At 67.5% G+C, this 15,096-nt stretch carries 12 protein-coding genes and 2 pseudogenes; 3 read left to right on the top strand and 11 right to left on the bottom strand.

What is annotated here, in order from left to right; translation table 11 throughout:
* Positions 1-59 precede the first annotated feature (59 nt).
* Entirely contained in the window at positions 60-1,982 is a 1,923-nt protein-coding gene (locus AC07O8_RS12875; RefSeq protein WP_495048641.1) for a B12-binding domain-containing radical SAM protein, read from the top strand.
* A 176-nt stretch (positions 1,983-2,158) separates the two neighbouring features.
* Here AC07O8_RS12875 and AC07O8_RS12870 read toward each other — a convergent pair whose 3' ends face one another.
* The 9 genes and pseudogenes from AC07O8_RS12870 to AC07O8_RS12830 form a co-directional block, all read right to left on the bottom strand.
* On the bottom strand, positions 2,159-3,466 hold the full coding sequence (locus AC07O8_RS12870; RefSeq protein ID WP_495048395.1) for a cyanophycinase: 1,308 nt from the start codon (positions 3,464-3,466) through the stop codon (positions 2,159-2,161).
* Between the two features lie 179 nt (positions 3,467-3,645).
* A complete protein-coding gene (locus AC07O8_RS12865) occupies positions 3,646-4,743 on the bottom strand; it encodes a threonine aldolase family protein (RefSeq protein WP_495048394.1) in 1,098 nt (365 codons plus the stop codon).
* 83 nt (positions 4,744-4,826) lie between these two features.
* Positions 4,827-5,375, bottom strand: a complete 549-nt coding sequence (locus tag AC07O8_RS12860) for a nuclear transport factor 2 family protein (RefSeq protein ID WP_495048393.1) — start codon at positions 5,373-5,375, stop codon at positions 4,827-4,829.
* A gap of 247 nt (positions 5,376-5,622) precedes the next feature.
* Entirely contained in the window at positions 5,623-6,372 is a 750-nt protein-coding gene (locus AC07O8_RS12855) for an SDR family NAD(P)-dependent oxidoreductase (protein ID WP_495048392.1), read from the bottom strand.
* Between the two features lie 176 nt (positions 6,373-6,548).
* Positions 6,549-7,133: a TetR/AcrR family transcriptional regulator gene (locus AC07O8_RS12850; RefSeq protein ID WP_495048391.1), complete on the bottom strand. Its 585-nt coding sequence runs from the start codon at positions 7,131-7,133 to the stop codon at positions 6,549-6,551.
* A 125-nt stretch (positions 7,134-7,258) separates the two neighbouring features.
* On the bottom strand, positions 7,259-9,571 hold the full coding sequence (locus tag AC07O8_RS12845; RefSeq protein WP_495048390.1) for a xanthine dehydrogenase family protein molybdopterin-binding subunit: 2,313 nt from the start codon (positions 9,569-9,571) through the stop codon (positions 7,259-7,261).
* On the bottom strand, positions 9,568-10,041 hold the full coding sequence (locus AC07O8_RS12840; RefSeq protein ID WP_495048640.1) for a (2Fe-2S)-binding protein: 474 nt from the start codon (positions 10,039-10,041) through the stop codon (positions 9,568-9,570). The genes AC07O8_RS12845 and AC07O8_RS12840 overlap by 4 nt, the downstream gene beginning before the upstream one ends.
* A gap of 2 nt (positions 10,042-10,043) precedes the next feature.
* A pseudogene (locus AC07O8_RS12835) lies at positions 10,044-10,363 on the bottom strand (c-type cytochrome).
* A gap of 731 nt (positions 10,364-11,094) precedes the next feature.
* Positions 11,095-11,367 carry a hypothetical protein gene (locus tag AC07O8_RS12830; RefSeq protein WP_495048389.1) on the bottom strand — a complete coding sequence of 91 codons (273 nt, stop codon included), beginning with the start codon at positions 11,365-11,367 and terminating at the stop codon, positions 11,095-11,097.
* A gap of 154 nt (positions 11,368-11,521) precedes the next feature.
* Between AC07O8_RS12830 and AC07O8_RS12825 the strand changes: the two are divergent.
* Both AC07O8_RS12825 and AC07O8_RS12820 read left to right on the top strand, forming a co-directional pair.
* A pseudogene (locus AC07O8_RS12825) lies at positions 11,522-11,854 on the top strand (winged helix-turn-helix transcriptional regulator); the annotation flags it as partial.
* A 21-nt stretch (positions 11,855-11,875) separates the two neighbouring features.
* Entirely contained in the window at positions 11,876-13,027 is a 1,152-nt protein-coding gene (locus AC07O8_RS12820; protein ID WP_495048388.1) for a GGDEF domain-containing protein, read from the top strand.
* 754 nt (positions 13,028-13,781) lie between these two features.
* Here AC07O8_RS12820 and AC07O8_RS12815 read toward each other — a convergent pair.
* Together AC07O8_RS12815 and AC07O8_RS12810 are read right to left on the bottom strand one after the other, a co-directional pair.
* Positions 13,782-14,174, bottom strand: coding sequence for an SMI1/KNR4 family protein (locus AC07O8_RS12815; RefSeq protein WP_495048387.1), 393 nt, complete (start codon positions 14,172-14,174; stop codon positions 13,782-13,784).
* 245 nt (positions 14,175-14,419) lie between these two features.
* A complete protein-coding gene (locus AC07O8_RS12810) occupies positions 14,420-14,995 on the bottom strand; it encodes a hypothetical protein (protein WP_495048386.1) in 576 nt (191 codons plus the stop codon).
* Positions 14,996-15,096 lie beyond the last annotated feature (101 nt).

Below are 15,096 nucleotides of genomic sequence, written 5' to 3'. Positions count from 1 at the left end.
CCTCCTCGCCTGCGCCCGTCCCCGCGCCCGCGCTGCGCGTGCTGTCGCTCATCCCCCCGATGACGCAGCTCAACACGCCCTACCCGTCCACGGCCTACCTGACGGGTTTCCTGCGTTCGCGCGGCTTCCAGGCGGCGCAGCGCGACCTGGCGCTGACGCTGGTGCTCAAGCTGTTCTCCCGCGACGGGTTGAAGCGCGTGCGCGCCGCCGTGCAGGCGATCCCGCTGCCGGACCGCGGCATCGCCTCGCGCCATTTCGACGAGTCCTTCGACCGCTACTTCGCCACGATCGCACCGGCGATCGCGTTCCTGCAGGGACGCGATCCGACGCTGGCGCATCGCATCAACACACGGACCTTCCTGCCCGAGGGGACGCGGTTCCAGACGCTGGAGGTCTACGTCGCCGATGACGGCGAGGATCCGCTCGCCTGGGCCTTCGGCGCGCTGGGGCTGCAGGACCGCGCGCGGCACCTGGCGACGCTCTACCTGAACGACCTCGCCGACGTGCTGCGCGAGTCGGTCGATCCGCGTTTCGAGTTCGTCCGCTACGCCGAGCAGCTGGCGACGAGCCAGCCGACCTTCGACCCGCTGCACGACGCGCTGAACGCCCCGCCCAACCTCGTCGACGACCTGCTGCGCGAGCTGACGCTCGCCGCGATCGACGCGGAGCGGCCCGACGTGGTGCTGCTGTCGGCGCCCTTCCCCGGCGCGGTCTACGCGGCGCTGCGGATCGGCCAGACGATCAAGCGCGAGCGGCCGCACATCAGGATCCTGTTCGGCGGCGGCTTCGTCAACACCGAGCTGCGCGAGCTCAACGAACCGCGCCTGTTCGACTACGTGGACTTCGTGACGCTGGACGCCGGTGAACGCCCGTTGCTGGCGCTGCTCGACCACATCGCGGGCAGGCGCAGCCGGCAGCGGCTGGTACGCTGCTTCGTCCGCGAGGAAGCAGGGCAGGAATCAGGCCAAAAGTCAGGCCAGGACGCGGCGACTGCCGACGGCGTTCGCGCGGGTCAGGTCCGCTACATCAACTTCGTCGAGCCGGACGTCCCCTTCGAGGACGTCGGCACGCCGACCTGGGACGGCTTGCCTCTGCACGACTACCTGTCGCTGCTGGACATGCTGAACCCGATGAACCGGCTGTGGAGCGACGGCCGCTGGAACAAGCTGACCATCGCGCACGGCTGCTACTGGAAGAAGTGCAGCTTCTGCGACATCACGCTGGACTACATCTCGCGCTACGAGGCGGCGTCGGCGAAGACGCTGGTCGACCGCATCGAGGCCATCGTCGCGGAGACGGGCCAGACCGGTTTCCACTTCGTCGACGAGGCGGCGCCGCCCAAGGTGCTGAAGGCGCTGGCGCAGGAGCTGATCGATCGCGGCGTCTCCATCAGCTGGTGGGGCAACGTGCGCTTCGAGAAGACCTTCACCCCGGAGCTCTGCCAGCTGCTGGCCGACAGTGGCTGCATCGCGATCAGCGGCGGGCTGGAGGTCGCGTCGGATCGCCTGTTGAAGCTGATGCAGAAAGGCGTGTCGGTGGAACAGGTGGCGCGCGTGACGCGCGCGTTCACCGAGTCCGGCATCCTGGTGCACGCCTACCTGATGTATGGCTTCCCGACGCAGACGGTGCAGGACACCGTCGACGCGCTCGAGTACGTGCGGCAGCTGTTCGAGAACGGATGCATCCAGAGCGGGTTCTTCCACCGCTTCGCGTGCACGGTGCACTCGCCGGTGGGACAGGATCCGAAGGCCTTCGGCGTCGAGCTGCTGCCGCTGCCGCCGTCGCCGTTCGCGAAGAACGACGTCGGCTTCGTGGACCCGACCGGCACGGACCACGATGCCATGGGCGATGCGCTGAAGAAGGCGCTCTACAACTTCATGCACGGCATCGGCGTGGAGCAGGACGTGCGACGCTGGTTCAGCGTGCGGGTACCAAAGCCGAAGGTGTCCAAGCAATTCATCGCGGAAGCGCTGGACGCCTGAATTGCAGGTCATCTGACTCCGACAGGCCGCTGGCCCTCACCCCAACCCTCTCCCGCAAGCGGGAGAGGGAGTAAGAAGGGTGCCTCGCGCGAGCGGAAGCAGCGTAGGAAGTGAGCCGGTCGGACTCCCTCTCCCGCTTGCGGGAGAGGGCGGGGGTGAGGGCCAGCGGCCGTTGCCTAGCGCAGACCTGCCGGGGCAATCATCCCGGCAGCCGGCACCGCGTTGGTCGTCGGACCCGCTCCCGGATCAGGCAGTCTCACCGGCCGGATATCCAGCCGCACATCGAGCAGCGTGACGTCCTGTCCATCGCCGTCGGTGTCGATCCATCCCTGCGTGTCCGCACCACGATAGAGCCTGAAGACAAAGCCCGTGCGGTCGCGATCGCCCTTGGCATCGGGGCGGATGCGCGCCGCCATCGCGCGCACCTCGGCAGCGGGCGAGCTCAGCAGTTCCGTCATCGCCTGGACGATGCGGTTGTCGCCGAGGATGTCCGGCTGGAAGCTGTCCACCGGCCCCCGCGAGGGACCACCTCCGCCCTGCATCGAGGCACGGATTGGCACCGCCGCACCGGCGGCGGTCTTCCTCGGCGCCGGCATCGTGACGCCGGAGCGCAGGTCGTGGCGATCGCCGTTGTCGAGGTAGCTGATCCGCGCGCCGCGCACGTTGAACATGCCCAGCGACGGATCGCTGCGCGCATCGCGGAGGTCGACGAACAACGCGCCGCGTCCGCCGATCACGTCGATGCGATCGCCGTGCACGACGGCCGCGCTGTTCTCCTCGACCCCGAGCCCGAAGCGATACCCCTTGGCCATCATCAGCGGCAGCATGCGTCCGATGCGTCCGCGCTTGAGGAAGTGCTGGTCGACGAACAGCTCATCGCCGACGAAGCCCAGGCCGCGATCGACCTCCTGGCCCTCGCGCAGCGTGCCGCGCATGACCTCCATGACGTTGAGCGCGTCGCGGAACATCACGCGGCTCATGATGGCCGCGCCCGCGCTGGTGCCGGCGACGACGCCGCCGCGGCGGTAGACGTCCCAGATGGCATCGAGCATCGCGGTGCGCCGCCCCTCGGGCTGCAGCGTGTCGACGATGAAGCCCTGCGCGCCGCCGGTGAAGAAAACCGCATTGGACGCACGCACCTTCGCGATCAGCTCAGGGTCGTTGAGATTCTTCTGCAGGTCGGCGCCTTCCAGGCGCGGCGCGACGGGGATGTGCTCGGCCTGCGCGCCGTGCTTCTTCAGCGCGTCGATGATGAGCTTGGCGGAGAGCTCGGGATTGGCCGCGGCCGTGGCCAGCACGGCGAAGTGCGCCTTGCCGGGCCCGCCCGCCTCCTGGACGATGCGCGCCCAGACGGGATCGTTGTCCAGGCGCAAGGCGCCCCCGATGACGATGGCGGTCTGGGCCGAGGCGGCGCCGGAACCGAGCAGCGCCGCCAAGGCGAGCAGCGCTCGGATCCGGATCGAGATCAGGCGGAAGGCGTCCATGCCGCCCATCTTGCATATCGCGTGCCAGAAGTGAAGCAGGGCTCGCCTTCAACCTGGGGATATGAAAGGGCAATCCGGGGTGCCCTCCTCTGAACGCCCGCCTGCCGATCCGGGCGGACAGCGCACGGCAGACGCCGTTCAGCGGCGTCAGGCCGCAGGCGCACGTCGGGCGAGGACGCTCATTCCTGATTCGCGAGCGCGATCAAGCGCGCGAACGCGTCGGCGACCCCCTCGTCGCTCAACGCAAGCAGGTTGTCCCCGACATAGATCTCCGCCACGGACCGGCCGGGAGAGCCCGTCGCCCGCGCGGCGTTGAAGAGCCAGAGGCCGTCGCGCTCCGCGATCGCGTTGCGGGCGTCCACGAGGCGCTGCACCTCGCCGTCCATGTGCACATGGAACATGTTGGCGTGCGGCGCGGCGGGATTGATGCGGATGCCGCTCACCCGGCTCAAGGCCTCGACCACCGCGACGGTGCGCTCGAACAGACGCGGCATCAGCGCCAGGCGCTCGTCGAGGCGGAAGGCAGCGGACGCAGCAAGCGGCGCCAGTTGGAAGATCGTGCCGCCCATGCGCCGACGCCACACGCGCGCCTGCGCCATGCCGCGCTCGTCGCCCGCGAGCAGCGCGCCCGAGAAACCGCCCAGCCCCTTGTAAGTCGAGACATAGACGGTGTCGACGCCGGACACGATCTCGGCGTAGCTCCTGCCATACCAGGCGGCGGCCTCCCACAGGCGCGCGCCATCGAGATGCAGTCGCGTGCCCGTCTCGGCGGCCCAGTCCTTGATCGCAGCCAGTTCGTCCCAAATGGGTGACTGCCCGCCGATGACGCGCGCCGGGAGTTCCAGCACCACGGCCGACAAGGCCTCCGCGGGCTGCTCCAGATCGCGCCGATTCAGCGTCCGATGCGCCTGTCCGAGGAACGCCGCATGCAGCCCCATCACATGCGAATAGGCCTGCTCCTCCTCTGTCGCCAGATGGCAGGTCGCATGCATGCCGAAGCGCGGCAGGCGCTTGTCATCCGCGTGCAGACGCAAGGCGATCAGCTGCGCCATGACGCCGCTGGGCATGAAGACCGCAGCGGGTTTCCCGAGGAGGCTGGCGACGCGCTGCTCCAGCAGTTCAACGGCACCGCCTTCGCCGTAGACATCGGCGGAGACCGCATTCGACCGCGCCCAGGCCGCGACGGCCTCCAGGTCGTCGGCGAACGATCGTGGCGCGAAACCCGACACCCACCGGGTGCATCGGTGCTTCAGGGCTTGAGTCTCGGCAGGCGTCATCGCTGTGTCGCTTGTGGCGATAGTGAACGATCAGGATCGATCGGGTGGCGATTGAATCACGCGCACCGTATCGCGCGACAGTGTCACTTGGGATAGCCGACGTAGAACTCGCTGGCGATCTTCCAGTGGCCGCCGACCTTCAGCAGGTGGAGCACCTTCCAGCCCTTGCCGCTGTACGCCTCGTCCTGCAGCGCGGTTTCGTAGTCGAGCGAGACCTGCGCCAGCAGGCCGACCTGCTCGATCTTCACGTTCGAATGGCGCTGCTTGAAGCGTTTCCCGTCGCCGAAGAGGGCCTGCTTGAAGCCTTGATAGTTCTGCACGCTCGCCACGCCGGCGGACGCGCCGAAGTCCTTCGAGACGCCGGAGAACGGGATGCTCTGATCCAGCAGCAGCGATTCGAAACGCCGGGCGTCGCCGTCGTTCACGCTGCTCGTGTACTGCGTGAGCAGTTGGAGGATCAGGGTCTGGTCTTCGGGCGAAGGGGCGTTCACGTGGGTGTCCTTGAGGAGCTGCGTCGAGGCCACCGGAGCGCTGTCGGCCGGCGCGGCGCCGACCGTGGCCGGCACGCTGGCCGAGGCGAGGCAGGTGGCGATCAGGCACAAGAGGCCCCAGGGCTGGTTCAATCCGGGCATGAGTCTTCCAGTGGTGGTGAATGCGCCGTTCCCCGAAGCTTCGTGGGCCTCATGGGAACGGCGCGCCGCCAGTGTCACGACCCGGTCGACCGCGGGCAAGGTCCGCCACCGCAAAGCAGCGATGCGCGCAGCGCAACGGGCGCAAGGCCCCGCCTCAGGCACCGCGCCTCGCGCCTCGCGCCTCGTGCCTCGTGCCTCGCGCCTCGCGCCTCGCGCCTCGCGCCTCGCGCGTCACGCTACGCGACGATCACAGCTTCGTGCCGCCGCTCGCGTCGACGATCTGGCCCGTCGTCCAGGCGCCGTCAGGTCCGGCGAGGAAGGCGACCACCCCGGCCACGAACTCCGGCTTGCCGACGCCCGGCAGTGCCTGCACCTGAGCCAGCGTCTCCTTGCCGCCCGGCTCGTTGATCCAGGCGCTCATGCGCGTGTCGATGGCCCCCGGCGCGACCACGTTGACCGTGATGCTGCGCGGGCCCAGCTCGGCCGCGAGCTGCAGGCTGAGCGCGTCCACGAAGCCCTTGCTCGCGGAGTAGGCCGTGATGCCGGGGAAAGCAATGCGCGTCGCCGCCGTGCCGATGTTGATGACGCGGCCGCCATCGGGCATGACCGGCACCACGCCCTTCGTGACCTGGAACAGGCTGCGCATGTTGACGCTGACCAGCCGCTCGAAGTCCTCGACGCTGGTGTCGGCCAGGCCGGCGAAGACGGCGATGCCGGCGTTGTTGACCAGGACGTCGATGCGCGGCAGCTGCAGCGCGGTCACGCGCGCGACCAGCTGCTGCCCGCCGTCGACCGCGGACAGGTCGGCCTGCACCACATGGGCCTTGCCGCCGGCGGCGCGCAGCGACGCGGCCAGCGTCTCCACCTCGTCGCGGCCGCTGCCGTAGTGCAGCACCACCTCCGCGCCGTCGGCGGACAGACGTTGCGCGATGGCGGCGCCGATGCCGCGCGATGCGCCGGTGATCAGGGCGATCTTTCCTGCCAGGGACTTGCTCATGATGTGCTCCAAATAGACCGATCGGTCAAATTAAGGGGAAAGAAAGGCCGCTCGCGCGGCCGGAGGAAAATCAGGAATGGTTCAGCGGTGCTTCACCGATGCATCACCGATGCATCACGGTTACCTCAGCGATGCATCACAGGGGGATCAGGCGCGGATCAGACGAACGGACCGGATCACGCCATGTCGAGCACCCTCAACGCGAGCGCCACGGAGCGCTCCATCTGCGCGCGGGTACGCCCCGCCTGCGCGGCGACACGCAGCCCGCTGGTCAACGCGATGAGGAGCTCGGCGAGTTCCGCCGACGGCGTCTGGCTGACGATCGAGCCGTCGCGCTGCCCCCGTTCGACCGCGACGCGCAGCAACTCGTGCGTGGCCTGCCAGCGGCTGGTCAGCGCCCAGGCGAGCGGCGCGTCGGAGAGGCCTTCCAGCAGGCCTCCGGTGACGATGCAGTGCTTCTCGACAGGGTTGTCGCTGGCGCAGCTCGCGACCATCGCGTCGTAGTACACCTCGATGGCCGCCCGGCCGGTCTCGGCCGCCTGCACGGCGGCGACGGTGTTCGCGGCACGCTGCACCGCGCAGTCGATCGCCTGCAGGTACATCGCCTGCTTGTCGCCGAAGGTGTTGTACAGGCTCTGCTTGCCCAGCCCGGTCGCTTCTTGCAGGAGCGCGAGACTGGTGCTGGCATAGCCGTGCGTGGCGAAGACGTCGGTCAGACGCTCCAGCACTTCGGCTTCGGAAAATCGGCGTTCGCGGGGCATGGGACGGATGCTACGGCGTATTGGACCGATCGGTCAATAGCCGCAATTTCCGTCCGGTCTCACCGCCTCGACGCTCGGATCGACGCCGCATTAGCGCCTGCGGATGGGCCCCCGCAGGCCTCCGGTCACGCCTTCGACAGGTCGGTGTCCTTCAGCGGCAGCTGCCGGATCCGCTTGCCCGTGGCCGCGAACACCGCGTTCAACACGGCCGGCGCGGCCACCGCGATCGTCGGTTCGCCGACGCCGCCCCAGAAGCCGCCCGACGGCATGACGATCACTTCCACCGCGGGCATGTCGAACAGGCGCATGACGCCGTAGGTATCGAAGTTGGTCTCCGCGATGGCGCCGTCCTTCACCGTATTGCCGCCGAAGAGCGCCGCGCCCAGGCCGTACACGAAGGATCCCGCCACCTGCGCCTCCACTTGCTGAGGATTGACGACGTGGCCCGGATCGGTCGCCGCGACGATCCGGAGCACCTTCAGTTGCCCGTCCTTCACGGAGACCTCCGCGACGGCGGCCGTGTAGCTGCCGAAGCCCATGTACTGCGCGATGCCGCGGAACACGCCCTTGGGCACCGGCCTGGACCATCCGGCCTTGTCGGCCACCGCCTGCAGCACCGCGAGGTGCTTGGGCCGTTTGGCCATGTGCTGCTTGCGGAACTCGAAGGGATCCTTGCCGGCGGCGTGGGCGAGTTCGTCGATGAAGCACTCGCTGTAGATCGCGTTCTGGTTGGTGTTGACCCCGCGCCAGTAGCCGGGCCGCACATGCGGATTGCGCATCGCGTGGTCGATGAGCAGATGCGGCACCTCGTAGCCGAAGTGCCCTTCGGGCGAGTCCGCCAGCAGCCCCTGGAAGACGGTGGCGTCGCCGTTGGCCGTGATCGCCTTCGGATTGACGAAGGACGTGATCGACTGCCCCGCGATGCGCATGTGCAGCGCGCCGATGCGCCCCTGCCCATCGAGCGTCGCACGCAGACGGCACTGTGTGACCGGATGGAAGCGGCCCTGGAGCATGTCTTCCTCGCGCGTCCACATCATCTTCACCGGCACGCCCGGACGTTGCTTGGCGATGCGCACCGCCATGGCGAGGTAGTCGGTCGCCAGACGTCGACCGAAGCTGCCGCCGATGCGCATGGGATGGACTTCACAGGCGGCGATGTCGAGCCCGGCGGCATCGGCCACCGTCGCGAGCGCCGCTTCCGCGACCTGCGTCGGCGCCCAGACGTCGCAGCGCTGCGCGGTCCACTGCACCGTGGCGGACAGCGGCTCCATCGGCGCGTGGTTCTGGAACGGGGTGCCGTAGTCGGCCTCGATCACGCGCGAGGCGCCCTGCAGCTGCGCCTTCGCATCGCCCTGGCGATTGCCGACGAAGGGTGTGTCGCCTTGCAGCCCCTCGCCGATCAGCGCAGCGATCGAGGCGCTGCTGACCGACGCGTTCGGCCCCTTGTCCCAGACGATGGGCAAGGCATCGAGCGCGCGCTTGGCCTGCCAGAAGCGGTCCGCGAGCACGGCGACGGTGGCGTCATCGACCTTGATCACGTCGCGCACGCCCGGCATCTTCAACACGGCCTGCTTGTCGAAGCTCACCAGCGTGCCGCCGTGGACCGGACAGGCCTTGGGCAGCGCGACGATCATCCCGGGCAGGCGCAGGTCCATGCCGTAGACCAGCGAGCCGTTGAGCTTGTCCGCAGTGTCGAGCCGCTTCAGCGGCTTGCCGGCGATGCGCCACTGCGACGGGTCCTTCAGGACGACGTCCTCGGGAATCGGCAGCTTGTTGGCGGCCGCGGCGACGGCGCCGAAGGTGGTCTGGCGCCTGGAGGCCGCGTGCCGGATGGTGCCGCTGTCCACGGTGCATTCGGCGACGGGCACGGCCCACTGCTGGGCGGCCGCGCTGACCAGCATCGAGCGCGCGGCCGCGCCGGCCTTGCGCACGTAGTCCTGCGAGCCGCGGATGCCGCGCGACCCGCCCGTGCCCATGTCGCGCCACACGCGGGCACGCGCCCGGTTGGCGCCGGGCTTCACCAGCTCGAAGCGGACGTTGGCCCAGTTGCACTCGAGCTCCTCGGCCACGAGCTGCGCCAGCCCGGTCAAGGTGCCCTGCCCCATCTCCGCGCGGGCGATGCGAATGACGACGGACTCATCGGGATGAATGAGCAGCCAGGCGGTCACCTCGCCCGTCGGCGCAGCGCCCGGCGACGGTGCCTGGGCTGGCGTCTGCGCTTGCGCCACCGCGCTGGTCACGGGCAGCGTGAACTCGAGAGCGAGGCCGCCCGACACGAGGCCGGTCGCCTTCAGGAAATGGCGCCGCGTCGCACGCGTCGCACCCGTCGCACCCGTCGCACCCGTCGCGCCCGTCGCGGCCGTCGCGGCAGCGCTCGTGTTTGCGGTGCTCGTGGCTGCGGCAGTCGATTCTGCGGCGTGCTTGATTGCGGCGCTCATCGCTGTGCTCCCGCGCCGCGCAGGCGCTGGGCGGCCAGCTTGGTCGCGGCCAGCACGCGCGGGTAGGTCCCGCAGCGGCAGATGTTGGTGATGCCCGAGCGGATGTCCTCGTCGCTGGGATCGGGCGTCTGGGCGATCAGGGCGGCCGCGGCCATGATCATCCCGGGCTGACAGTAGCCGCATTGCGCGACGTCCAGCTCGGCCCACGCGTCCTGCACGACCTTGAGCCGCGTCTGTCCCAGCCCTTCGATCGTCACGATCTTCGCGGTGGCCGGCAGCGCGCTGACCGGCATCACGCACGAGCGCAGCGCCACGCCGTCCATGTGCACCGTGCAGGCGCCGCACTGCGCGACGCCGCAGCCGTACTTCGTGCCGGTGAGCTGCAGCTCCTCGCGCAGCACCCACAGCAGCGGCGTGTCGCCCTCGACGTCCGCGCGCAGTTGGCGGTTGTTGACGTTCAACTCGGTCATGGTCATGGCTTGCCTCCTTGTTCCATGATCCAGGTGGAGAGCGCCTGGGCCCCCTCGGCGCTCACCTGTGGATTGGCCGGCATGGGCACGGGACCCCACCGTCCCGAGCTGCCCTTGCCGATGCGCGACGCGAGTTCCGCGGCGGCGCGTCCCGCTTTGCGTACTTCGCCGCGACGTCCTTGAACGAGGGGCCCACGAGCCGCTTGTCGACGGCGTGGCAGGCCATGCAGTCCTTCTTCTGCGCAAGCGCAGGATTGGCCCGGGCAAGACCCGGCACGGCGACCAGCACCGCGCAGCACGCAAGTGCAGACAGCTTCCTCATGAATGGCTTCTCCGGAGTGGCTTTTCGAGGCGGCGTACGCGCCGTGCAGGCACTCTAGGCTCGAGAAGAGCCGCCCACAATGCGCGAAAGCCTGCTTTGGGCGGCGAGCGCCCCGCACCGCCCGGCGGGGCGCCGCCCAGCCGCTTAGGCCAGCAATTCGAAGTCTCTTTCAGTGACCTTGGCGGGCGACCGTTCCAGGTCAGCGAAGACGAGATTCTGCGCATGGTCGACGATTTAGAAGCCATCAACCAGAAGCAGTGGGTGCCACCGAGGTCGGAAAATCTCGACCTTCCGGTTGAGCAGTTGCATCCACTTGGCGCATCTGGAGAAGTCGCCGATGGCTAGTGTGTTGGGAGGTGTGCGGAGTCGCGGAAAGGCCCTTGGTCAAAAGCCCCTTTGCCAACGCCACTGGTTTTGAGATCACGCACACGCATCGCGCTCAGATCTCCGAGATTCAGTTCCGGGATCCTGAGGAAGAAGTAGTCGTCATTGCGGAAGCCCTAGGCCATGCGTTTGATGCCCTTGATCTTGTCGTTGCCCTCGACAAGGTTGGTCCCCCAGGGCCATCGGCAGCGCGACAGGATGCCTGGGCAGGTAGCCATTCAAGTTGCGTGTGAAGGCCTTGAGCGGCTCGATGCGCCTTCACATGGCGCGGCTGTACGACTACCTCCAGAAGCGCTCGGCGCAGCCGCTGTGCCGGTAGTCCCACAGCGTTTTGGGGTCGTCCTTCATCACGTAGACGGTAAAGAGCGGGCGGTCTCTTCATCCCGGGCACTGCAGTCTTGGTCATCGTCCTCGTCGTGAGCACCCCATCGGTCGCCAATCAAGCCCGACCTGTACAGGCCGTCCTCGTAGCCTCGCGTCTTCAATTCATCGAGTGGCGTGCGCATGGCGATGACGGTGCCGATGAGTCGCAACTTTTCGCCGCGACGCTCGATTTCTTTGACGTGAACCAAGCTGCCGACGTTCCGCCTCCCGTTCAGCCAACCGGTGTATGCGGACATTGAGGTTGCCTCCCGGCGGTCAAAGTCGAAGCGGACTTCCACCTTGTTGGCAGACCGAGTACCCCGCACGGCAAGGGCCGGAACAGGCGAGCCCTTCAAGTCCTCAAAGGAATGAGTGCCCTGAACGTACACCAGGTCTCCGGGTACGACCACCCGCTTCGGCGATTTCCAGACCAGCCTGGGCGTGGCAAAGAACATCCTGGCAACGCGGCTGAAAGCGCTGGTCGCTGAAGGCGTGCTGGAGGTCCAGCCAGCGACGGACGGCTCGGCCTATCAGCAGTACGTGCTGACGGCCAAGGGAGAGACGCTGTTCCCGGTCGTGGTGGCCCTGCGCCAGTGGGGCGAGGACAACCTGTTCGCTCGGGGCGAACGTCATTCGCGTCTGGTCGAGAATGCAACGGGACAGACCGTTGGAAGACTCGCGGTCATCAGCAAACGCGGTGACGCGCTGGACTTCCGCGACCTCAAGGTCGTCGGCAAGACCTAGCCACCGATCCATCCATCGCCCATGGTTCTCGATCCCTTCACCCTGCTCGTCCTCACCGCCGCCATGGCGGCCGCCTCGGCGCTGTGCCTGGCCGCGGAATGGCGCAGCGTGCGCGAACGTTCGCTGCTGCTCTGGAGCGCGGGGTTCACCATCATCGCCGTGGGTAGCGTGCTGGCCCTGCTGCGCTCCAGCGGCCATGTGCTGCTCGGCATCTGGTTCCCCAACGGCTTGCTGATCGCCGCCCACTGGTTGTTCCTGGCCGGCGTCGCAGGATTCACGCGCACCCGGTTGCCACGCACCTGGTGGCTGCTGGCCATCGTCTGGCTGGCGATGCTGTTTCTGCCCGATGGGCCGTGGTGGTCCAAGGTGATGCTGGGAACCCAGTCGCTGCTGATCGCCGTCATCACCCTGCGCGCTGGCCTCCTGCTGCGTCCGCACGGCGGCGTGTTGAGCCTGGGGGAGGCGCAGTTGCGCTTCGTCCTGCTGGCCCACGGTCTGTTCTACCTCGCCAAGGCCGGGTCGACCCTGGCACCCGAGGCCTTCGTCAACCTGGCCGGCTTCCGCGGTGCGGTGATCCTGCTCTCACTGGTCGAGGGTGCGATGGCGATCATGCTGCTCGCCATCTCGATGACCGGCACCGAGCGCCATCGTCGCGAGGAACGCATCGCGGAGCTTGCCGCACGCGACCCGCTCACCGGCCTGGACAACCGCCGCGCGCTCTACCTGCGCGCACCGGCGCTGCTGGCGCAGGCCTCCCCGTCCCGCCCCTGCGCCCTCCTGCTGATCGACATCGACCACTTCAAGCAGGTCAACGACCTGCACGGCCACGACGCCGGCGACCGCCTGCTGGTGGCGCTGAGCGACCTCATCCGCGGGGCACTGCCCCCGGATGCGCTGGCCGCGCGTCTGGGCGGGGACGAGTTCGTCATCCTGCTGCGCGGCGTCTCCGACGCCACTGTGCAGGCGCTGAGCCAGGCGTTGCGCGAGGCATTCGCGGAGCACGCGCGCGGGATGTTCGTGACACCGGAGCGGGTCTCCCTGAGCATCGGCGCGACCTTGTCCGATCAGCCCGACGCGGAGCTGTCGCACTGGCTCAAGCAGGCCGATGAAGCACTCTACGCGTCGAAGCGCAAGGGGCGGGATCGGATGGAGCTGGTCCCGCTTCTGCTTTGAAAGTCGACGGAATGCTCCTCGGTAGACTGGTGAGCCATGAACATGCAGGCAAGCTCCATCACCGCCGAGGACGCCGGCGACTGGCACGACGCCGAGCGCTTCGTATCGTGTGGCCCCGCAGGTGCGAATGCGTCTGTCGTTGCGGCTGTTGGGATCAGCCTAGGAGCGTCAGAGTCACTGCGCTTCGACGGAACTGGCCGCCTACTTTGGCGGAGATCTGAACTTGCGGTCGATGGTGTCATCGTTCAGCGAGTCCAAGACGGCCTGGTCTTCGGCGATGCCGAGTGGGACCCGCCAGACGGGTGGGAACCCTTTCGACTGCACCTGGATTCTGGAGTGGTCTGTGGGCCGCGGACTCGTGACCAAGGCTGCTCATCATGAAGCAGTGCCCACATTGCGCTGCTCGCGCAATACCGCTGCTTGCAGCACTTCGGTCCGACCTGCGCAGGCCTGTTCGATGTCCCCGCTGTGAGGAACTGAGCTATCTGCCGTCCGTCGCGACGCTCTTGGTCGGTGCGACCGTGGAGCTGTTGCTGATGGCGGCCCTACTCCTTTCCGAATGGCTGAGCGGTATCAACATCCTCTATGCAGCAAGCGTCTTCACCGTGGTCTTGATTGGTGGCACGGCCACCCTATGGCCGCTGAGACCTGTTCCGCCACGCGGGGGCAAGCTCTCATTCTCTCGCCGGTCGCCGGCCTGACCAACATGCGTGCTGCGAAGTCAGCTTGACATCGCGCCCTGCCACACTGCAGTTCACACGATGCTGGAAGGTTTGGCCGCGTAGTTCGCCATGAACTCTTTGAACGATGCTGACATCTGCTCGCCAGGAGGGTCGCTGGCCGTCACGCGGTAGACAGGCGCTGGCTGCTTTGAGTCGGCTGTGAGCTTGACGGCGTAGAGCCACGAATTGACGAGGTAGTCTGCGAAGACAAAACAGTCTGGGTAGGCGAACCGGTCCGGATAGATGACGCCACCCCGCTCGTCCAGTTCCTCGTGAACTGGGACGAATTCGCCGAGCGGCCAGAAGCGGACCAGGTCAACATCCATGTGGCCATCGCTGCTTCCGTCGACAGTCATCAGGTACGCCAGCACGTCAGCTGGAAGTGCGACTCCGTTTTTGACTTGAAACGCCTCGACTGCCGCCACGGAAACTCCCGGCCGAATCGCCATGCCTGATCGCCGCCAATACGCAACAATAGTTCTCCACGGTCCCTCACGGCACTCAGTCCCATTTGCGGACTCCAGAGCTGGCTTGGTACCTCGAAGCAATCCAAACATACGTCTCCCTCCTCGAGCGCCGTGCGGCGTTGCCCAAAAGCGCCTGCGTGGACATGCGTGAGGTCGCCTCATGCATCGGCGAACCGCTCAAGCCGCAAGCTTCCTAGAGCTGGTCATCTCCCCACCAGCTTGAAATCAAAGTTGATCGACAGCTTGTTGTCCCCGGCCTTCACCGAGTCGATCTTGAGCGCCTGCACTTCGCCTTGCATGCGGCTCCCTGAGCCCTTGAGCATCTCCTCGACCGCCTGCTTCACATCGAATTCGACGGCACCGGGCAACGCCGGCGCGAGGCCTAGGTTCAAGAGGCTGCGCGTATTGGGATCTTCGACCTCGTCCACACGGATCTCGGTCAAGCGCACGACGTGACCCTGCGCGACGGGAGCCGCTGACACGGTCGCCCAGCTCGCCAACGCGACGCCGAGGCAGTCCCGTCCCGAGGGCACACCCAACTTGCTGTTGAGATGGACCCGGATGATCACGCGCCCGCTCTGGAGCGACACCTTGGGATCCTCGAGATAGGCGAAGCAGGCGCCCTTCTGCAGATGGAGCTTCCCTTCCTCCTTGAATAGCCCTTCGACCAGCAGCGACTGGACCGCGGACTGCTCGAGGACGATCTCCGCGCACCGACCGATACCCGGCACGCCGAGCAACGCGGCGGCGAGGCTTCCAGAGATGATGAGTTTCTTCATGGTCTCCCCAGTCTGCCATGGGACACGGAAGCGGCCCCAGAACGAAAAAAGGCCGTGGCATGAGCCACGGCCTTCTGCTTGATGAATCGGCGCGCGAGGCG

It is taken from the genome of Roseateles sp. GW821-FHT09G09, from assembly GCF_059415965.1.
This window is presented reverse-complemented; position numbering and strand designations above follow the sequence as displayed.